General features: G+C 70.1%; 20 protein-coding genes and 1 pseudogene. 10 read left to right on the forward strand and 11 right to left on the reverse strand.

The genetic code is table 11. The features are described 5' to 3' along the window. The first annotated feature begins 193 nt into the window (after positions 1-193). The 4 genes and pseudogenes from C1737_RS11350 to C1737_RS11365 all read left to right on the forward strand — a co-directional run bounded on the left by C1737_RS11350 (position 194) and on the right by C1737_RS11365 (position 2,002). The gene (locus C1737_RS11350) at positions 194-487 is read left to right on the forward strand and encodes a lipopolysaccharide assembly LapA domain-containing protein (protein WP_067918414.1); all 294 of its coding nucleotides are present in this window, start codon (positions 194-196) and stop codon (positions 485-487) included. Between the two features lie 184 nt (positions 488-671). After that, on the forward strand, positions 672-1,088 hold the full coding sequence (locus C1737_RS11355) for a hypothetical protein (RefSeq protein ID WP_102418269.1): 417 nt from the start codon (positions 672-674) through the stop codon (positions 1,086-1,088). 3 nt (positions 1,089-1,091) lie between these two features. After that, a pseudogene (locus C1737_RS11360) lies at positions 1,092-1,250 on the forward strand (DUF2945 domain-containing protein); the annotation flags it as partial. 167 nt (positions 1,251-1,417) lie between these two features. Beyond that, the gene (locus C1737_RS11365; RefSeq protein ID WP_068092028.1) at positions 1,418-2,002 is read left to right on the forward strand and encodes a MarR family winged helix-turn-helix transcriptional regulator; all 585 of its coding nucleotides are present in this window, start codon (positions 1,418-1,420) and stop codon (positions 2,000-2,002) included. A gap of 7 nt (positions 2,003-2,009) precedes the next feature. On the opposite strand, the gene C1737_RS11370 is transcribed toward C1737_RS11365, so the two are convergent. The 3 genes from C1737_RS11370 to fni form a co-directional block, all read right to left on the reverse strand. Next, positions 2,010-3,221, reverse strand: coding sequence for a cytochrome P450 (locus tag C1737_RS11370; RefSeq protein WP_369807524.1), 1,212 nt, complete (start codon positions 3,219-3,221; stop codon positions 2,010-2,012). 189 nt (positions 3,222-3,410) lie between these two features. Then, positions 3,411-4,658, reverse strand: coding sequence for a glycosyltransferase (locus C1737_RS11375; protein WP_102418273.1), 1,248 nt, complete (start codon positions 4,656-4,658; stop codon positions 3,411-3,413). Between the two features lie 11 nt (positions 4,659-4,669). Continuing rightward, positions 4,670-5,695 carry a type 2 isopentenyl-diphosphate Delta-isomerase gene (fni, locus tag C1737_RS11380; protein WP_102418276.1) on the reverse strand — a complete coding sequence of 342 codons (1,026 nt, stop codon included), beginning with the start codon at positions 5,693-5,695 and terminating at the stop codon, positions 4,670-4,672. 165 nt (positions 5,696-5,860) lie between these two features. Here fni and C1737_RS11385 point away from each other — a divergent pair, with 165 nt between their 5' ends. From C1737_RS11385 to C1737_RS11400, 4 genes are all read left to right on the forward strand, one after another. Continuing rightward, on the forward strand, positions 5,861-7,954 hold the full coding sequence (locus C1737_RS11385; protein ID WP_102418278.1) for an MMPL family transporter: 2,094 nt from the start codon (positions 5,861-5,863) through the stop codon (positions 7,952-7,954). Beyond that, on the forward strand, positions 7,951-8,430 hold the full coding sequence (locus C1737_RS11390; protein WP_068098884.1) for a TspO/MBR family protein: 480 nt from the start codon (positions 7,951-7,953) through the stop codon (positions 8,428-8,430). Before C1737_RS11385 ends, C1737_RS11390 begins: the two co-directional genes overlap by 4 nt. A gap of 15 nt (positions 8,431-8,445) precedes the next feature. Next, a complete protein-coding gene (locus tag C1737_RS11395) occupies positions 8,446-9,774 on the forward strand; it encodes a deoxyribodipyrimidine photo-lyase (protein ID WP_102418281.1) in 1,329 nt (442 codons plus the stop codon). A 130-nt stretch (positions 9,775-9,904) separates the two neighbouring features. After that, positions 9,905-10,456, forward strand: coding sequence for a DUF4333 domain-containing protein (locus C1737_RS11400; RefSeq protein ID WP_068098876.1), 552 nt, complete (start codon positions 9,905-9,907; stop codon positions 10,454-10,456). 60 nt (positions 10,457-10,516) lie between these two features. On the opposite strand, the gene C1737_RS11405 is transcribed toward C1737_RS11400, so the two are convergent. Beyond that, positions 10,517-11,254 carry an acyltransferase gene (locus C1737_RS11405; RefSeq protein WP_067918432.1) on the reverse strand — a complete coding sequence of 246 codons (738 nt, stop codon included), beginning with the start codon at positions 11,252-11,254 and terminating at the stop codon, positions 10,517-10,519. 72 nt (positions 11,255-11,326) lie between these two features. Here C1737_RS11405 and C1737_RS11410 point away from each other — a divergent pair, with 72 nt between their 5' ends. Both C1737_RS11410 and C1737_RS11415 read left to right on the forward strand, forming a co-directional pair. Further along, entirely contained in the window at positions 11,327-12,685 is a 1,359-nt protein-coding gene (locus C1737_RS11410; RefSeq protein ID WP_067918435.1) for a PQQ-binding-like beta-propeller repeat protein, read from the forward strand. A 14-nt stretch (positions 12,686-12,699) separates the two neighbouring features. Next, complete coding sequence (locus C1737_RS11415; RefSeq protein ID WP_233214735.1) at positions 12,700-13,059, forward strand: hypothetical protein; 360 nt, start codon at positions 12,700-12,702, stop codon at positions 13,057-13,059. Between the two features lie 171 nt (positions 13,060-13,230). On the opposite strand, the gene C1737_RS11425 is transcribed toward C1737_RS11415, so the two are convergent. From C1737_RS11425 to serB, 7 genes are all read right to left on the reverse strand, one after another. After that, entirely contained in the window at positions 13,231-13,914 is a 684-nt protein-coding gene (locus C1737_RS11425) for an esterase (protein WP_102418286.1), read from the reverse strand. Between the two features lie 70 nt (positions 13,915-13,984). Beyond that, positions 13,985-15,187, reverse strand: coding sequence for a class I SAM-dependent methyltransferase (locus tag C1737_RS11430; protein WP_158244004.1), 1,203 nt, complete (start codon positions 15,185-15,187; stop codon positions 13,985-13,987). Next, positions 15,184-16,158: a class I SAM-dependent methyltransferase gene (locus tag C1737_RS11435; RefSeq protein WP_102418290.1), complete on the reverse strand. Its 975-nt coding sequence runs from the start codon at positions 16,156-16,158 to the stop codon at positions 15,184-15,186. Before C1737_RS11435 ends, C1737_RS11430 begins: the two co-directional genes overlap by 4 nt. 10 nt (positions 16,159-16,168) lie before the next feature. Beyond that, a complete protein-coding gene (locus C1737_RS11440) occupies positions 16,169-16,933 on the reverse strand; it encodes an enoyl-CoA hydratase (protein ID WP_102419902.1) in 765 nt (254 codons plus the stop codon). Next, entirely contained in the window at positions 16,930-17,763 is an 834-nt protein-coding gene (locus tag C1737_RS11445) for an NUDIX domain-containing protein (protein ID WP_102418293.1), read from the reverse strand. The genes C1737_RS11440 and C1737_RS11445 overlap by 4 nt, the downstream gene beginning before the upstream one ends. Further along, a complete protein-coding gene (locus C1737_RS11450; RefSeq protein ID WP_068098869.1) occupies positions 17,760-18,602 on the reverse strand; it encodes an ABC transporter ATP-binding protein in 843 nt (280 codons plus the stop codon). Before C1737_RS11450 ends, C1737_RS11445 begins: the two co-directional genes overlap by 4 nt. A gap of 26 nt (positions 18,603-18,628) precedes the next feature. Continuing rightward, positions 18,629-19,864, reverse strand: a complete 1,236-nt coding sequence (gene serB / locus C1737_RS11455) for a phosphoserine phosphatase SerB (RefSeq protein WP_102418295.1) — start codon at positions 19,862-19,864, stop codon at positions 18,629-18,631. Positions 19,865-19,870: the final 6 nt, after the last annotated feature.

Raw genomic sequence — 19,870 nt, forward strand, 5'->3', positions numbered from 1 at the left:
GGCCAACTGGACAAGCCACAGATCGCGCTGGAGCCGCACCACCTTGCGTCGCCCGCGCCAGACGCGCTGCGGCACCTCTTTGAGAGTCATCGGACGCCAGATACCCCGGACGCAGACGTTTAAACGGCCACGGCGCGGCGTCATTTCGCGGTCCCGCGTGTTTGGCGCGCGGCCGTGCGGGCTAGTCACCAGCATGAGCACCGAGCCGCGCGTTTCGCCCGAGCCGTCATCGCGATCGTTCACCCGGCTGGCGGCCGCGTGGTGGGCGCTGGTCGTGGGACTGGTGATCCTCATCGTCCTGCTGATCTTCGTCGCGCAGAACACCGAATCCGTCGCCGTGCACTTCCTCGTGTTCCGCTGGAACCTGCCGGTCGGCGTGGGTTACCTGCTGTCGGCGGTGGCAGGCGCGACCACGACGGTGCTGGTCGGTGCCGCGCGGATCATCCAGCTGCGCCGGGCAGCCAAGAGGCAACTCAGGGGCCTCTGATCCTCGTCTGGCCACGGGCCGGCGCGCAAAGCCCTTATCCGGCAGGCGTTTCCCGATGCGTGACGATGGCTATACCCAGCTTATTCAAGTACTTAAATATCAAGTGAATTAATTTATCGGGGTGCGTCGGAGGGTTCGGCGCGGATTCCGGCGGGAATGCCGTCACGACCAGTCGGGGGAGATCATGAGCGAAACCAGGGATGACGTCGCGAAGGCCGTCGGCAAAGTCACCGAGGCCCTGGAGACCGTCGAGCGGGCCCGGGGACACCTCTACTCGTTTCATCAGCTGACCGGACACGCCGACTTGCAGCTCGACGCCGCCGTCGCCCACCTGCGCGACCTCGGAGAAACCGACCTGGCGCAATACCTCAGCGACGAACTGGTCGGGCGCAACGTGTTGCCGGGCCGATGGACCTTCCAGGTCATCGACGAATACGACGACGGCTATTACCGCTGCTTCCGGGAAGTCGAACGCCTGGTGCGAGATCGCCTCACCGGCGGCCGCCGGCACGTCTACGAAGCGCAGCTGAAAGAGCGCCGGCGCACACCCGCGCACCCGGCCCATACCGCCAGCCCCGACGACCGCTCGGCGAAGGAGTGAAACACCGTCCGCGGAACCGCCGAAGGCGAAATCACCTCCGACACCGAGGCCGCCGGGCGCACCGTCCGGGCGTCGGGAGACGAGCCTCGGTACCACGTCCGCAGCGATAGGACGGGCGCGGACGCGGTGCACAGGCCGGGCGCGCTGCGCCGAATCGACTGAGGCGACGACCCGACCACGTCCTGATCGGTCGGTACCGTGAACCCTCTCGAGTTCGCCGATGAATCGGCCGATCGGAGGCAAATACGCGACACTTGCCGGGGCTCGCGGGGCTCGTGTGGCGGCCGCAGATACGCTGGTCGACGAATCTTGCAGAAGGACACAGGTAAGTGACCAAGCGCGGCGCCGCTGATCGGCGACTGGACCGAGCCGAACTCGAGAAGTTGATGTCGGCCGACATGCGCGCACTCACCGCGCAATCGGACCGCATCGGCCGGCACTTCGCCCGCCAAAACGACGTGGGCGGCACCGACTTGCACGCCCTGCTGCACATCATGGTCGCCGAGACGGCCGGGACGCCGTTGACGCCGGCGCAGCTGCGCCAACGCCTGGACGTGTCGCCCGCGGCGATCACCTACCTGGTGGACCGGATGATCGACTCCGGCCACCTGCGGCGTGAGCCCGATCCCGACGACCGGCGCAAAACTCTGCTCCGCTACGAAGAATCGGGCATGGCGCTGGCCCGTTCGTTCTTCACCCCCCTCGGGGCGGAACTGCACGCGGCCCTGACCGGCATCTCCGACCGCGACCTGGCCGCCGCCCACCGGGTTTTCCTGGCGATGATGGAGGCGATGTCCACCTTCGAATCGCAACTCGACGGTGCGGCCCCCCGGCCGCCGGCCACCGGCGCGAAGCGCCCGCCGGCGAAGGGCCGGGCTCGTGCGGTGAGCAAGGTCGGTGAGCACCCGGCCTAGCGGCCGCTCACTTGCCCTCCAGGCTGACGGGCAGTGATTCATGCCGTCGGATGATGTTGTTGACGGCCCAGGTGGGGCGCCCCCTGAGGGTGATGTGGTCGACGCGCTCGATCAGTGCTCGCAGGATCGCAGCCATTTCCAGTCGGGCCAGGGCCTGGCCGGCGCACGCATGCTGACCATTGCCGAAGCCGAGGTGCCGTCCCGCCTCGCGGCGGATGTCGAAGCTGTCCGGGTCGCTCCATTCGCGCTCGTCCCGATTGGCCGAGGCATACATGACGACGACGCGGGACCCCGCCGGGATGCGCGTCCCGGCGATCTCGGCGTCGGCCCGGGCGAAGCGGGCGAAGGCGCGCAGCGGCGATTCGTATCGCACGATCTCGTTGAGCGCGTTCGGGATCAGACCCGGGTCCTCCTTGAGCAGGCGCCACTGATCCGGGTGAGCGGCGAGCAGGTAGACCGCGTTGGAGATGGCACTGATGGTGGTATCGAGCGACGGCGCGATGTAGTCGATCATCAGCGCGGTGCACTCCTCGCGAGTCAGCTCGCCCGCGTCCGCCACCGACAGCAGTTCGTCAACGATGCTGCCGTCGAGCACGGCGCGGTCGCGTACCACACGGCGGGCGAATCGGAGCATCCGCAAAGTGAGCGGGGCAGATCTGATGGCTTGCCAGTTCAGCGGCCCCAGGGCGTCGAATGTGGCTCCGCCCCAGTCGATCAGCCGTCCCCGCTGATCGCGCGGCCATCCGACTAGGTCGGGAACCACGGCCAGCGGCAATGCCGAGGCGAGGTCCTCGACAGCGTCGACGGTGTGGCGGCGCACGGCGCTGTCGACGATGGCGGCCGCTTGTCGATCGACCGTTTCGGCGAAGTCGCGCAACGCCCGTGGAAGCAGCCGGTGCGCAACCAATTTGCGGCGCCGGTCGTGCTCGGCGCCGTCGCTGTTGAGCGTCGTGCCGCGAGAGAGGCGATTACTGATCGGATTGAGCGCCACACCGTTGCCGGAGATGAACGTCGAGTCATCGCGCAGCGTGGCTTTGCATTCCGCGTAGCACGGCAGCGCGTACGTGCGGTGCCGGCGCAACCAGACCACGGGGCCCAGCTGGCGAAGGCGCCGATAGTGCGGATACGGGTCGATCACCGCCGCCCTGGTGTAGATGTCGGGGCGGTAGACGGCGACGCCGGCGGGCGTGCCCGGCATCACGCGGTCCGAACGGGACACCAGGACCGCGTACCGACGGATGTTTCGGCGTGGGCACGGAGTCGGAGAGGTCCGGTGAAATCGTTCATGTTCCCCTTCCCTTCAAACTGACGATATCGTCACACACGATTACATCGTCAGTCAACGGGGTGGCGCCGACGGATCGAGTTGCCCTTCAGCGACCTACGGGGCACGCGTGGCCGGGTGCGCCTAGCGCACCGGGCGCCGGGCCGCGGAGCCGAGCACCCGCTGCTCGATCAGGTCGGCCCCGCCCTGCACCCCGCCTGTCGCGGCGAATCCCGCCGCCACTCGACGCGCGCCCTCCGCCATCGTCATCGCCGCGCGCACCTTCGCCCTCAGCCGGGCCGGGGTGAGGTTTCTGGCGGCCAGGCGGGTACCGCAGCGGGCGACCTCGACGCGCCTCGCCACTTCGGCCTGGTCGCGCGCGAACGGCACGACGCAGACGGGCACACCGCGATCGAGGGCTTTCAGCGTCGTTCCCATGCCCCCGTGCGTGATGGCGCAGCTGGCCCGCTCCAGCACGGCCGCGTGCGGGACGAAGCGGCATATGGTCGCGTTCGGCGGCCGCGGGAGACCCGGCGGTATCCCCGCCGGAAACGTCGCCACCACGTGCACGGGCTCATCGGCCAGCGCCCGCAACGCGATCCGTCCCAGAGCGGCGTCGGGCTGCTTGATCGAGGAGGTGTTGACCAGCACCAGGGGCCGCCTGATGGCGGCGATCCAGTCCGGCTCGGCCGCGGTCGGCTCGAATACGCACGCGCCGATGTGATGAACCAAGCCGGCCCAGCCGGGATGCGGGTACTCGAAGGGCTCGCCCCCGACGGCCAGCAGCAGCGGCGCGCGCCGCATGAACTCGTCGACCGAAGCGACCGGCGACACGCCCAGCCCGGCGCGAATGGCGTTGACGCGCGGGACCACTGGCCGGTCGAAGAGATGGCGGACGATCGGCCGCACGGAGGCGTCCCGGATGTCGCCGAGGACGCCCGGCAGGGGGCGAAAGCCCGGGCCGAAGGGCGGCACCCCGCGGGACCGCAGATACGGCGTGAACGGCGAGAACACCAGCCAAGGAGTATGCCCGGCCTCCGCCGCCGACATCGCGCCCCAGCAGTTCGCGTCCACGATGATCGCGTCCGGCCGGACCGCATCCACCGCGCGGCGCAGATCCTGCACCTCGAGCACCGCTCGCCGGCAGAGCACGTCGATCGTCGACTTCAAGACGCCCAAGGCGTTTCGCGCCCGCCAATCCTCGCCGACGATCGCCTCGATTTCGGGATCGACCGGCTCGGCGTGCACGCCGACCGCGCGCATCGTCACGACACCGTCCGCCATCGTGCGCGCGTGAACCTGGTGACCGCGGCCCGCGAGCTCGGCCAGCAGCGCCCCGACCGGCAACAGGTGGCCCAAGGCCGGCGACCCGTAGGCCAGTATCACCGCCATGTCACACGCAGCTACGGGGCGGGCGTGAGGTCGACCGCGCGCAACGCCGACAGGCTCGCGGCGCCGCAGCCGTGCAGGCAGACGCGGAGCTCGTCGATGAATGGCTGCAGCCAATCCACCACGGCCGCAGCGGATTCGATCGCGGCCGGCAGCAGGGGCCGGGCGATCGCCACAACGTCAGCGCCCAACGCGATCGCCTTGGCCGCGTCCATGCCGGTGCGGATACCGCCGGAGGCCACCAAGGGGATGTCCGGCAGCACCTCACGCACCTCCACGATGGCCCTCGCGGTCGGGATGCCCCAGTCGGCCAGGTGCGGGTAACGAAGCTCGCCGTAGCGGACGAACTGCTCGACCCGCGACCACGAGGTGCCGCCGGCGCCCGCGACATCGATGCCGGACACCGGCAATTCGCCTTCGGCCCCAATCAATTCCGCGGCCGCCACGCCGCCGATCCCGTGGCCGACCTCCTTGAGCAGGATGGGGCGCTCGATGGCGTCGGCGGCGTCCCGCAGCCTGCGCAACGAGCCGGAGAAGTCGGTGTCCCCGTTGCGCTGCATGGCTTCCTGCAGCGGGTTGGTGTGCACGGCGAGCACGTCGGCACCCACCCGGTCGAGAGCCTTCGCCAGGTCGGGCACCGCGGCCTTGGTCAGCTGGGCCAGGCCGATGTTGCCGAACAGCAACACATCCGGGGCCACGTCACGAACGGTAAAGCTGGCCGCGGCCCGCTCCCCCAGCGCGCTGTCCAGCATTATTCGCTGCGACCCGAGCATCATTCCGATGCCGAGTTGTTGCGCGGCCGAAGCCAGGTTCCGGTTGATGGTGCCCGACAACTCGGCACCCCCGGTCATCGCACCGATGAGAATCGGCGACCGCAGATTCGCCCCGAAGAACTTGGCGGACAGGTCGATGTCGCCCAGGCTGGTCTGGGTCAGGGCGTTATAGGGCAGGTGGTACCGCTCCAACCCGGTACTGATGTGCTCATAGTTGACCTGCTCGCCGAGGCACACGTCGATGTGCCGCCGCTTGCGGGTCGTCATGGGCCCGCGGTCGACCGTCACGGCAGGTCCCCAGGCGCTGCCGGCCCCCAGCCCCTCACGTCCATAATGTCCATAGTGCCCCTTGTTGCGTACCGTCCGCGCCCTATTGCGTGACGATGCGTAATTTCAGTTGATTAATGTTTAACACACTGAAAGACTTCATTCGTGGTGTGGGATGGCGTGGCCGCGGCAGTCACTGGACGACGGTCGTGGCTGTACGCGCTCGGGGTGCTGTTGTTGGGCGTGGTCTTCATGGCGGCCGTCGGCGCCAACTCGGCGGCCGGGCAGGCGCCGCTATCGGTGCCGACAGGCTCCGATTCGGCCCGTGTCGACGCCATGGTCCGCCAATTTCCCGGCGGGGACCGCACTCCCGTGATCCTGGTCGTCGGCCGCGCCGACGGCGCCGCCCTCGGCCCCGCCGGCCTCGCCGCCGCCCAGGCGGCCCGCGACCGCATGCAGGCGGCCGCGTCGCAGGGCGGATCCGCCGTTGCGGCGCCGGCGCAGGCGTCGGCCGACGGCAAGGCCGCCATCGCGGTGGTGCCCGTCAGCGCCGACCCGTCCGGTCTCGACCTGACCGACGCGGTGGCGAAGCTGCGCGGGGCCGCCTCGACCGGCCTGCCCACGGAACTGCAGGCCCACGTCACCGGCGGCCCGGCGTTCGGCGCGGACATCGCCGGCGCGTTCACCAATGCCAACATCACCCTGCTCGCGGTAACCGCGTCGGTGGTGGCGCTGCTGCTGATCGCGACCTACCGCTCACCGGTGCTATGGCTGGTGCCGCTGCTGGTGGTCGGGTTCGCCGACCGGGTCGCGGCGGCGGTGGGGACCGCCGTGGCGCCGGTGACCGGGCTCAGCTTCGACGGCGCCACGTCCGGGATCACCAGCGTGCTGGTCTTCGGTGCGGGCACCAACTACGCGCTGCTGCTGATCTCCCGCTATCGGCAGGAAATGCGGCGCCATCCCGGGCACCGCGACGCCTTGCGCCGCGCGGTGCGGATGGCCGGTCCGGCGATCGTCGCCAGCAATGCCACCGTGGTGCTGGCGTTGCTCACCTTGCTGTTCGCCTCGACCCCGAGCACGCGCAGCCTGGGCGCGCTGGCGGCGTGCGGGCTGCTGGTCGCCGCGGTGTCGGCCCTGGTGATACTGCCACCGCTGCTCGCTTTGTGCGGCCGTCGACTGTTCTGGCCCTTCGTCCCCCACCCCGGCGAAGCCGCGACCGTGGATTCGGGTGGCTGGCACCGCGTCGGGGAGTGGGTGAACCGGCGACCGGCGCTGGTCGCGGCGGTCGCGATCACCGGCCTGGCGGCGCTGGCCACCGGACTGCTCGGCACGCAGATCGGCCTGTCGCAGACCGAGCAGTTCCGGGTGCACGCGGATTCGGTGTCCGGTTATGACATTGTGGCCGCACACTTTCCGGCCGGCCTGACCAACCCCACGCTGGTCATCGCGCCCACCGCTTCGCGGGTGCCGCAGGCGATCAGGGCCACGCCGGGCGTGGTGTCGGCGACCGATTCGGGGCGCTCGGCGTCCGGGCTGACGAAGTGGTCGGTGGTGATCGACGCGCCACCCTCCTCGGGGCGGGCGTTCAACACCATTGCGGCACTGCGCGATACGACGAAGGCCGCCAGCCCCGGGGCGCTGGTGGGCGGGCCCGATGCGCAGGCTCTCGACGTCCGCGACGCCGCCACCCGCGATCGCCGCCTGTTGATCCCGGCGATCCTCGCGGTCATTCTGGTGGTGCTCTACGTCCTGCTGCGCTCCGCACTTGCGCCGCCGACGCTGCTGTCGGCCACCATTCTCGGGGCGCTGGCCGCGCTCGGTATGGGCGGCTGGGCCAGCAGCCATCTCTTCGGATTCCCGGCGCTGGACAACAGCACCCCGCTGTTCGCCTTCCTGTTCCTGGCCGCGCTCGGCGTGGACTACACCATCTTTCTGGTCACCCGCGCCCGCGAGGAGTCAACACGGCGCGGCGCACGCGCCGGTATGGTGGCCGCGGTGTCGGCCACCGGCGGCGTGATCACCAGCGCGGGAATCGTTTTGGCCGCCGTCTTCTGCGTGCTGGGCGTGTTGCCGTTGATCGTGCTGACCCAGCTGGGAATCATCGTCGGCCTCGGCATCCTGCTGGACACCTTCGTGGTCCGCACACTGGTCATTCCCGCGCTGTTCGCCCTCATCGGCGACCGCATCTGGTGGCCCACCACACCCGGGCCAGCCGAAAGTGTTGCAGTACAAGCCGAAAGAGAACGGAGCATCCCGTGAACAAGTCCACGTTGGCCGCCACCGGCCTCGCCGTCGCCGTCGCCGCCGGATCCGGCAGCATCGCGAGCGCCAAGGCCGTTCCCGCCTGGTACGCGCGGCTGCGCAAGCCGCCGTACCAGCCGCCCAACGCCGCCTTCCCGGTGGCGTGGACCACCCTCTACGGCGACATCGCGGTCACGTCCGCGGTGGCCATCGACCGCTTCCGCGCGGCCGGACAGCACGATCGGGCACGCCGCTACGCCGCCGCGCTCGGCGTGAATCTGATCCTCAACGCCGGCTGGAGTTGGCTGTTCTTCCGCTTCCACAAACTCGGCGCCTCGGCCATCGGTGCCGGCTTGCTCGCGGCCAGCAGCGCCGACCTCACGCGTCGCACCGCGCAAGCGGACCCGCGGGCCGCGCTGGCCCAGTCGGCCTACCCCATCTGGTGCTCCTTCGCCACCGTCCTGGCCACCCATGTTTGGCGCCTCAACCGCTGAGGAAACCCTCGGATCATGCCGGCCCTGTTGTGGTTTCGTCGCGACTTGCGGTTGAGCGACCATCCCGCGCTGAATGCCGCGGCCGACGACGGCGAGGTCCTCGCCTGTTTCGTGCTGGACCCGTCGCTCGAGGCCTCCGCCGGCCGGCGCCGCCTTCAGTTCCTGGGGGACTCGCTGCGACAGCTGCGCGACGACCTGGAGGGACGGCTACTGGTGACCCGGGGCGAGCCCGACAAGCTGATCCCGCGCATCGCGAACGAGATCGGCGCGTCGACGGTGCACGTCTCCGAGGATTTCGCGCCGTACGGAAAGCGCCGTGACGAACGCGTCCGCGCCGCGCTGGGTTCGGTTCCCCTGGTGGCCACGGGTTCGCCGTACCTGGTCTCGCCGGGCCGGGTCACCAAGAATGACGGCTCCCCCTACCAGGTGTTCACCCCGTTTCTGCGCCAGTGGCGCGAATCCGGCTGGCGCGCACCGGCTAAGTCGAACGCGAAGTCCGCACGGTGGCTGGATCCGGCGCAGCTGCGGACCAAGCGCGCCGAGATCCCCGATCCCGGTGCGCCGCTCGACCTCGCCGCCGGCGAGGCGGCAGCCCGAAAGCAGTGGAAGTCGTTCGTGGACAATGGGTTACAACACTACGACGAAGAACGCAATCGGCCGGACCTGCACGCCACCAGCCGGATGTCGGCGCACCTGAAGTTCGGCACCATCCATCCGCGCACCATGGTCGCCGACCTCGCCCCAGGTCAGGCCGGGGCCCAGGCATACCTGCGCGAGTTGGCGTTTCGCGACTTCTACGCCGACGTGCTGCATCACTGGCCGGCGAGCGCCTGGCGCAACTGGAACAGCCAGTTCGACGGCATCCGCACCGACACCGGGCCCGAGGCGAGACGCCGTTTCGAGTCGTGGAAGGCCGGTGAGACCGGTTACCCACTGGTCGACGCCGGAATGCGTCAACTGCGCGAGACCGGCTTCATGCACAACCGGGTGCGGATGATCGTCGCCTCGTTCTTGGTCAAAGACCTGCACCTGCCCTGGCAGTGGGGCGCCGAGTGGTTCTTGGACCAGCTGGTCGACGGCGACATGGCCAACAACCAGCACGGGTGGCAGTGGTGCGCGGGCTGTGGCACCGATGCCGCGCCGTACTTTCGGGTGTTCAATCCGACCACGCAGGGCGAGAAGTTCGACCCGTCCGGCGCGTACATCCGGCGATGGGTGCCCGAATTGCGCGCGGTAGACGACGCGCACCTGCGCAAGGGGGAACGGCCGGCCGGCTACCCCGCCCCGATCGTCGATCACGGCGCCGAGCGCGCCGAGGCGTTGCGGCGCTACCAGAGCATCTGACCCGCGCACCGGCCCGGCTCAGCAACGAATTGTCGCCGGCGTGAATGTTTGCCCAATCGCCTACCCGGGGCTGTCTGGGCATGCCATTATCAGCCGATTCAGGAGTTGTCACGCCGCTCGGGAGGCACCAATGGCACACATCCTCGCTCGGACCCTGCTGGCTTCCGGCGCCGCCGCCGGGTTGCTGGCCGGGGTCAACGCCTGTTCGTGCTCCGTCGGCTCGTCGCACGCGGTCAGCAAGAGCGACGTCGCCGGACAGATCACCTCGAAGATGACCGACGCCGCGGGCAACAAGCCCGAATCGGTGAACTGCCCGAACGACCTGCCGGCCAAGGTTGGCGCGCAACTCAATTGCGAGATGAAGGTCAAGAACCAGACCTTCAACGTCAACGTGACCGTGACCAGTGTCAACGGCAGCGACGTCAAATTCGACATGGTGGAGACGGTCGACAAGAACCAGGTGGCCAGCATCATCAGCGACAAGCTGACCCAGCAGGTGGGCAGGAAGCCGGATGCGGTGACCTGCCCGGACAACCTGAAGGGGACTCAGGGCGCGACGCTGCGGTGCCAACTGGTCGACGGCACCGACAAGTACGGTGTTGCGGTGACCGTTACCAGCGTCGACGCCGGCGACGTCAACTTCGACTACAAGGTCGACGACCACCCCGAACCGCCGAGTTAGCGGGGTCGCGAGCGCGGCGAAGCCGGGCACCGCGCGTCACCGCCATCTGCCCGGTACTACCTAGCGGGCGGCCTTCTTGCGTTCGATGTCGGCCAGGGCGGCGGCGAGTTCCGCCCGCTGGGCGGCCGAGCTCTCCCACGCGAGCTGGCGGTTCTTGACCACCTTGGCCGGCGCGCCGACCGCGATCGAGTAATCGGGGATCACACCGCGGACCACCGCGTGCGACCCCAGCACGCAGCCCCGGCCGACGGCCGTGCCGCGCAGCACCGTCACCTTCACCCCGACCCAGGTGTCGGGGCCGATCCGCACCGGCGACTTGACGATGCCCTGGTCCTTGATGGGCAGGTTGATGTTGTCCATGCGGTGGTCGAAGTCGCAGACGTAGCACCAGTCGGCCATCAACACCGAATCGCCGAGCTCGACGTCGAGGTAGGCGTTGATGACGTTGTCGCGGCCCAGCACCACCTTGTCGCCGAACCGCAACGAGCCTTCGTGCGCACGGATGGTGTTCTTGTCGCCGATGTGCACCCACCGGCCGATCTCGAGCTGCGCCAGTTCGGGCGTCGCGTGGATCTCCACGTCCTTGCCCAGGAACACCATGCCGCGGGTGATGATGTGCGGGTTGGCGAGCTTGAACTTCAGCAGCCGCCAGTAGCGGACCAGGTACCAGGGCGTGTAGGCCCGGTTGCGCAGCACCCATTTCAGCGAGGCCAGCGTGAGGAATTTGGCCTGCCGTGGGTCCCGCAGGTTCGATCCACGCCAGCGGCGATGGACCGGGGCACCCCACATGCTCGTCATGGCCGGACAGCCTAGCGATCCGCCGCGCGCAGATCTCCACGGGTTACCCTCACCTGTACTCGATCGCTGCCCATGCCGACGTCCACGGAAAGGATTTGGGGAACCCAAGTGCGTGCCCGACATGTCCCGCGTGGGCTTCGGCGTTGGTCATCCGCGCTGCTGGCGGCCGGGATCACGGTTGGACTCGGCGGATGCGCCAACACCGACTCGTGGGTGGAGGCCTCGCCCTCGGCCGGCTGGCCCGCGCAATACGGCGACGCCGCCAACAGCGGCTACACCGGCACCGCCGGCGCCACCAAGCTGTCGCTGCGGTGGACGCGCTCGGTCAAGGGCAGCCTGGCGGCCGGTCCGGCGCTGAGTGCGCGCGGTTATCTGGCCCTCAACGCGCAGACCCCGACCGGATGTTCGCTGATGGAATGGGAGAACGACGACAACGGCCGGCAGCGCTGGTGTGTGCGACTGTTCCAGGGTGGCGGCTTCGCGGGCCCGCTGTTCGACGGGTTCGACAACCTCTACGTCGGCCAGCCCGGCGCGTTCCTCTCGTTCCCGGTGACGCAGTGGACTCGCTGGCGGCAGCCTGTGATCGGAATGCCAAGCACGCCAAGGTTTCTCGGGCACGGGCAGGTGCTCGTGGTGACCCATCTGGGCCAGGTGCTGGTCTTCGAGGCCCACCGCGGCGCGGTGGTCGGCAGCCCGATGGATCTGGTGGACGGTGTCGATCCCACCGACGCGACCCGCGGGCTGGGCGATTGCGCGCCGGCTCGGCAGGGCTGCCCGGTCGCCGCCGCACCCGCGTTCTCGGCGGCCAGCCAGATGGCGGTGCTGGGTGTCTGGCAGCCGGACGCGCCCGCGGCGGGGCTGGTCGGGCTGAAATATCACCCCGGGCAGACGCCGCTGGTGTCCCGGGAGTGGACCAGCGACGCGGTCGCCGCGGGTGTCATCGCCAGCCCGGTGCTGTCCGCGGACGGGTCGACCGTCTACGTCAACGGCCGTGACCAACGACTGTGGGCACTGCATGCCGCCGACGGCAAAGTGAAGTGGTCGGCGCCGCTGGGGTTCCTGGCACAGACGCCGCCCGCGGTCACGCCCGCGGGCCTCGTCGTGTCCGGCGGTGGCCCCGACACCCGGTTGGTGGCCTTCAAGGATGCGGGCGATCACGCCGATCAGGCGTGGCGCCGCGATGACGTCGTCCCGTTGTCGTCGGCGAGTCTGGCCGGCACCGGGGTCGGCTACGCGGCAATCAACGCACCGGTCGCGAACGGCGCTCCCGGCCTGTCGCTACTGGTCTTCGATCCGGGTACCGGTCACACGCTGGGCAGCTACCCGCTTCCGGCGGCCACCGGCTACCCGCTGGGGGTTTCGGTGGGCGCCGACCGCCGCGTGGTGGCCGCGACGAGCGACGGCCAGGTGTACGGCTTCGCGCCGGCCTGACCCATAATCGTGGGGTGCCAACCGACGGCAACCGCGGCGACCAGGGAGGTGGGCCGGCCGGCCTCGCCGCGACCCTGATCCTGCTGGTCCTGCACGGGTGCTTCTTCGCCGCGACGTTCGGCTTGCTCGGCCTCCTCGTCATGACCACCGACCCGTGCGGCTCGGTGAGATGCGGCGACCCCGCCTGGGTCGGCCGGGCGATGACGTTGGCGACCTGGGGCGGCGGCGCCGTCCTGCTCCTCGACGCGGCGGTGTCGGTGTATCTCCTCGCGCATCGCAGGCGGGCCTTCTTCGTCCCGATCATCGGTTGTGTGGTCCACGCCGGGCTGGTGGCCGCGGCCGTGGCGATGGAGCTGCAGGCCGGTCCCGTCTAGGCCCTGATCGATGGTGGCGACCCGCTTCGCCCGGCTACGCCGCGCTTGCGATCGCCAACCCTGATCGATGGTGGCGACCCGCTTCGCCCGGCTACGCCGCGCTTGCGATCGCCAACCCTGATCGATGGTGGCGACCCGCTTCGCCCGGCTACGCCGCGCTTGCGATCGCCACTACACGGCCAGCTGCGGGATGGCGTTGCGGGGCACCTCGGCCTGCACCGGTCCGGCAAACGCCGGCAACATCTCACCGGGCGCGAAGTAGAAGATCAGCTCGTCGTCGGTGATGGCGAAGTTCTGGTAGTGCGTCGGGTCGTGCCCGGCCGAGGGCAGAATGGCTGCGCCCAAAGGGGTTTGGCGTGCCAGGTCGCGCTGAACGATCGGGAAGATGCTGTCCAGCGGCGCGATGCCCGGCGCGAAGAGGTTATCGAAGGTGATGGCTTGCTTGGTCCCGAGGTTGTAGTTGAAGGCCTTGTACCAGATCGACGGGTGCGCTCCCCCGAGGTCCTGAAAGAACTTGAGCACCACGCTGCGGGTGTTGTGCGGCGGCTGACCGGAGGCGCGCTGCTCGGTCGTGGCCTCCAGTTGGTAGGGCTGATCGCGGGGCCCCGAACTCTGCGCGACGTTGACGAAGCCGTCCCGGTTTTGCGTGATGTAGTCGGTCAGCGCCTGCTCGTCGGGGTAGTCGGCGGGGAACGCCATGTTGAGCGTGTAGGTGGGGCCGGTGGCGCGGATGCGACACATCTGGCCGTCCTCGATGGTGCCGCCCAGGCCGGCACACGAGGGTGGCGCGGCGGCCGCCGGCCAGCCCAACAGGGCCGCCGATGCGAGCACCACGGCCGCTATCAGATAACGCATTCTTCGAATGTCCTTGCGGGATTAGGCGGCGCTGGCGCCTGAACTAGCGATCGCTCCAGCCTACCGGGCGCTATCGCGACGGCCGGCAAACGAACGCCGTCGCCCCTCCTGCGGCCCGCGACCCCAGGCGGGTGATGACCACCGTCAGGGGCCGGCCACCGCGTAGCCGCATCCGGCGGCGCAGCGCGTCGGGGTCCACCCGCACCCCGCGAACCAGGATCTCCAGCGCCCCGCAATCGAGCGCCGACAACGCCCGGCGCAGCCGTCGCTCATCGAACGCCAGCCGCTCGAGCACCTCGAAGCCCCGGACCGCCGGCGGCAGCTCATCCCCCGACAGGTAGGCGATGTCGGGGTCGAGTTGCCACAACCCGTGCCGCGCGCCGTAGTGGCGCACCAGCCCGGCGCGGACCACCGCGCCGTCGGGGTCGACGAGCCATCGCCCGGCCGGGCGCACCGGGCAGTCGTCCGGGTCGCTGTCGGTGACCTGCTCGCCGCGATCCAGGATGCTGGCGCGCCGACGGATGCCGCGCTGCGCCAGTCCGGCGGACCACAGGCACGCTTCGCGCACCGAGCCGCGATAGGACGTCACCTCGATCTCGCCGGCGAAGCCGAGCCGGCCCAATTCGTCGAAATCTATTCCGGGAGAGCACTTTACGACGAGATCGCGGTCCTGATAGGTGTCGATCAGGGCGCCCAGGCCGGGCCGGTAGTCCTCGATGCGGAAGCCGCGCCGCGCGCCGAGTCGGCGCGCCGGGTCCACCAGGACCGCGGCATCGCGGGTCACCGGAGCCAGCGCGTCGGCGCGGCACAGCACGGCCACCTCCCCCAGGTTGTGCCGGGCCATGGCCAGCCGCACCGCATCGAGGTCGCTGCCGACCGCGCGGACGCCCGCCCCGCGCAACGCGGCCAACTCGGTGCCGATCGAACAGGTGGCGTCGTGCACGACGACCCCCGCCTCGGCCAGCCGCGTGGCCCGATGCACGGCCACCGGGGCCGCGGTGGCCTGCTGCAGCGCCTCGTCGGTGAACAGCCAGTTCGACACCGGCACTTCGGCGCCCAGACCGCACAGTTTCTCGGCGGCGCGGCGGCGCAGCAGCGTCGTCTCCACCAACACCGGCGCCCGGTCGCCGAACCGGGCGCGCGCCGCGGCGATGTCGGCGACCCGGCTGGCGTCGGTCAGCTCGAGTTCGGCGACCGCGGCCAACGCCACGGCGCCCGACTCCGATCGCAGATAGCGGACGTCCTCGACGCCGAACGTGAGGCCCTCGGTCAGGAGGGTTTGACCCCGGTGATCATCACGTTGTAAAACCAGCCCTTCGGCGCCACGTGCCGCATGACGTTGGCGTCCAGCCAGCTCAACGTCTTCCAGCTGTTGAACGCGAACTTGGCCCAGCCCCAACCCAATCGGCCCGGTGGCACCGCGCATTCGAACGTGCGCAACGGCCAGCCCAGCATCGCGGCGGTGAATTCCACGGTCGCCGTTTGCACCTCGGTCGCGCCGGCATTGCCGGCCAACCGCTCCAGGTCGCCCGGCGTGAAGGTGTGCAGGTCGACGACGGCCTCCAGCGCCGCGGCGCGGGAGGATTCGTCGAGCTCGGCCTGCGGCCGCCGCCAGCCGTGCAGGCCGGGCAGCTTGGTGACGTTGGTCGCCAGGCGCCAGGTCAAGGTGGACAACGTGCGGGCGTAGGTGTCGCCGACGGTGGTCGGCTCGCCGGCGAACACGAACCGGCCACCCGGCCGCAGCACCCGGACGACCTCCCGCAGCGCCAGCTCGACGTCGGGGATGTGGTGGAGCACGGCATGCCCGACGACCAGGTCGAAGGTGTTGTCCTCGTAGGGGATTCCCTCGGCATCGGCGACCCGTCCGTCGATGTCCAGCCCCAGCGACTGCCCGTTGCGGGTGGCGACCTTGACCATCCCGGGCGAGAGGTCGGTGACCGACCCGCGCCGGGCCACCCCGGACTGGATCAGGTTGAGCAGGAAAAACCCGGTGCCGCAGCCCAATTCGAGGGCGCGATCGTAGGGCAGCTCCCGCTGCACCGGGTCGGGGACGATCGCGTCGAAGCAGTCCCTGGCGTAGTCCACGCAGCGCTGGTCGTAGGAGATCGACCACTTCTCGTCGTAGGACTCGGCCTCCCAGTCGTGGTAAAGCACCTGGGCCAGCTTGCTGTCGTGGCGGGCGGCCTCCACCTGCTCGGCCGTGGCATGCGGGTTGGGAACGGCATCGGTCGAACTCGTCGTCATGCAGGGCAGCCTAACGGGCGCCGGATTCCGAGTCCTCGTCGCCGGTCTGACCAGCGGCGAACACGTCGATGTAGCGGCGCCGCTCTGCGGCGCCCCGATCGGCCGGGCCCAGGTCGAACACGTCGTTGATGCCGGCCTTGGCGGCGGCCAGCGCGCGCCGCGGGCCGTCGAGGAAGCGGCGCGCCCACCCCGCGGCGGCGTCGTACACGTCGTCGGGGGCCACCATCTCGTCGATCAGGCCCAGCGTCAGCGCCTCCTCGGCGTCGAAGAACCGGCCGCTGAACACCAGTTCCTTCGCCCGGCTCGCCCCGGCCGCGCGGGTCAGGCGGGCCATGCCGTCGCCGCCGGGGATCAGGCCCGCCAGGATCTCCGTCGCGCCGAACTTCACGTTGTCACCGCTGACGCGCCAATCGGCGGCCAGGGCCAGCGTCAGCCCGGCGCCCAGCGCGTATCCGGTGATCGCGGCCACCGTCGGCTTGGGGATGCCGGCCACCGCCTCAATGGCCTGTTGCCGTGCCCGGGCCGCCGTCTCGGCCTCCGGTGCCGTCAACGTCCGTAGCTCGGGCATGTCGTCGCCGGCCGAGAAGATCTCGTGGCCACCGAACAGGATGACCGCGGACACGTCGTCGCGCTCCCCGAGTTCGGCGGCCGCCGCCACGATCTCCCGGTAGACCTGGCGGGTCATCGCGTTGGTCGGCGGGCGCGACAGCAGCAGCATGGCCAGCCCGGCATCCTGCGAGCCGTCGCTGACCACCGTGCTGACGAACTCGCTCAATGCCGCCATCCCATCCCGCCGGCCTCGCGTGCGCGGTGGTAGCGATCGGAGTCGAAGAACTCGAACACCCAGTTGTCGCCCTGGATCTCCAGGTGCGGCTGCACGGTCACGATCTGCCGCTCGACGGCCAGCACGTCCGCGACGTTCCGCCCGGCCAGCGAATCCAGCTGGGTCCACGTCGGCGGCAACAGGAAGCAGCGCCCGGCGGAGAAGTCGTCGATGGCGGCCTGCGGCGTCGTCCAGCCGGCATGGTCGGATTCGGTGTTCTCGCCGTCGGCCCGCTGCCCCTCCGGCAAGGCCCCCACGAAGAAGTAGGTGTCGTAGCGGCGGGTGCGCTCGGCTTCCGGCGTGACCCAGTTGGCCCAGGGCCGCAGCAGGTCGGAGCGCAGTTCCAGGTTCTCGCGGCGCAGGAAGTCCGCGAACGACAGCGTGCCGTCGGCGAGCGCGCGGCGGGCGTCGGCGTACACCGAGGCGTCGCCGACGATACTGTTCGGTGCCGAAACGGCCTGGCCGGCCGGCCCGGCGAACAGCACCCCCGACTCCTCGAACGTCTCCCTTGCCGCGGCGCACACCAGCGCCTCGGCCAGGTCGGGCTCGATGCCGAACCGCTGCGCCCACCACTGCGGCGGCGGGCCGGCCCACGCGATATCGGCGTTGCGGTCGCGGTCGTCCACGCCGCCGCCGGGAAACACCATGGTTCCCGCGGCGAACTCCATCTTGGCGTGCCGCCGCATCAGGAAGACGGCGATCCCGCCCGGGTCGTCGCGAACCAACATCACGGTCGCCGCCGGGCGCGGGATCAGCGGTGGGGGTTCGGTCGATGACGTCACAGTTGCCTCCGGTGGGCTGCGCGGGTACGGACGCGGCGGGCGAAATAACGCCCGTCGACGACGTCGAGGGCGATCGCCTGCCCGAACGCGGTGGACAGGTTCTCGGCGGTCAGCACGTCGGTCAGCAATCCCGCGGCCACCACTTTTCCTTCGGACAGCAGCATGCAGTGGCTGAAGCCCGGCGGGATCTCCTCGACGTGGTGGGTGACCAGCACCAGCGCGGGGGCGTCCGGGTCGCCCGCGAGGTCGGCCAGCCGCGCCACCAGCTCCTCCCGGCCGCCCAGGTCGAGGCCGGCGGCGGGTTCGTCGAGCAGCAGCAGCTCCGGATCGGTCATCAGGGCGCGGGCGATCAACACCCGCTTGCGCTCGCCTTCCGACAGGGTTCCGTAGCGACGGTCCGCGAGGTGCTCGGCGCCGAGGCTCTCCAGCATGTCGATGGCGCGGCGGTAATCGACGTCCTCGTAACGCTCCCGCCACCGGCCCAGCACCGCGTAGCCGGCCGAGACGACCAGGTCGCGCACCACCTCGTCGGTGGGCACGCGCTGCGCCAGGGCCGACGAACTCAAGCCGATCCGGGAGCGCAACTCCGAGACGTCGACCCGGCCCAGCCGCTCCCCGAGCACGAACGCCACGCCCGACGAGGGGTGCTCGGCCGCCGCGGCCATCCGCAGCAACGACGTCTTGCCGGCACCGTTGGGGCCGACGATCACCCAGCGTTCGTCGAGCTCGACCTGCCAGTCCACCGGCCCGACGAGGACATGTCCGTCCCGCAGCAGTGAGACGTCGCGGAAGTCGATCAGCAGATCGGGGTCGGCTGCCTCCGTACCGATTTCGGGCACCCGACCATCGTGCCGTACCGCGGCCGCTACGCGTCGGGCGGGATCTCCACGCGGCGCACCTCGCCGTCCACCGCGTCGGCGGCCTCGATTTCGCCGCGGGTCACGCCCAGCAGAAACAGCACCGTGTCCAGGTAGGGGTGGCTCAGCGAGGCGTCGGCCACCTCCCGCAGGGCCGGCTTGGCGTTGAACGCCACCCCGAGCCCGGCCGCGGCCAGCATGTCGATGTCGTTGGCTCCGTCGCCGACGGCGACGGTCTGCGCCATCGGCACCCCGGCCCGCTCCGCGAAGTCCCGCAGCGCCGTGGCCTTGCCGGCGCGGTCGACGATCGGGCCGAGGACCCGCCCGGTGAGTTTGCCGTCGACGATCTCCAGGTCGTTGGCGGCGACGTAGTCCAACATCAGCTCCTCGGCCAACGGCTCGATGATCCCGCGGAAGCCGCCGGAAACCACACCGCAGTGAAAACCCAAGCGGCGCAACGTCCGCAGCGTGGTCCGGGCCCCGGGCATGAGCTCGAGCTGAGCGGCGACCTCGTCGATCACGGAGGCGGGCAGACCCGCCAGGGTGGCCACCCGCTGTTCGAGCGACTGCGCGAAATCCAGCTCGCCCCGCATGGCGGCCTCGGTGATGGCGGCGACCTTGCCCTCGGCACCCGCCCGGGCGGCCAGCATCTCGATGACCTCGCCCTGCACCAGCGTCGAGTCCACGTCGAATACGATCAGCCGCTTGGCCCGCCGCTCCAGGGTGTAGTCCTCGACCGCCACGTCGACGCGTTCCTCGGCCGACACCTGGTTCAGGGTGGTCCGCAGCGCGGCGTCCGACCCTGGCGGCACCGAGACGCGCAGCTCCAGACCGGTCACCGGGTAGTCGGAGACACCGCGGATGAGGTCGATGTTGACGCCCAGGCCGGCCACCGCCCGGGCCACCGCGCCGAACGCGCCAGCGGTGATGGGCCGGCCCAGCACGAAGATGGTGTGGGTGGAGGGATCTCGAATGATCGGAACGTCGTCGCTGCGCTCGATGGTGACGTCCAGCCCCACCCGGCGGATGGCCGATTCGACGTCACGGCGCAACTCGTCGCCGTCGGCGACGTCCGCCGGGCAGCACACCAGCACACCAAGCGTCAGGCGGTGCCGAATCACCACCTGTTCGACGTTGAGCAGCTCGACGCCGTGTGGGGAGAGCGCCTCGAAAAGGGCCGACGTGACGCCCGGTTGGTCCACTCCGGTGACGGTGATCAGCACCGACACCTTCGGTGTGCTCACTCGCGA

The organism is Mycobacterium sp. 4858 (assembly GCF_900240975.1).
Lineage (GTDB): Bacteria > Actinomycetota > Actinomycetes > Mycobacteriales > Mycobacteriaceae > Mycobacterium.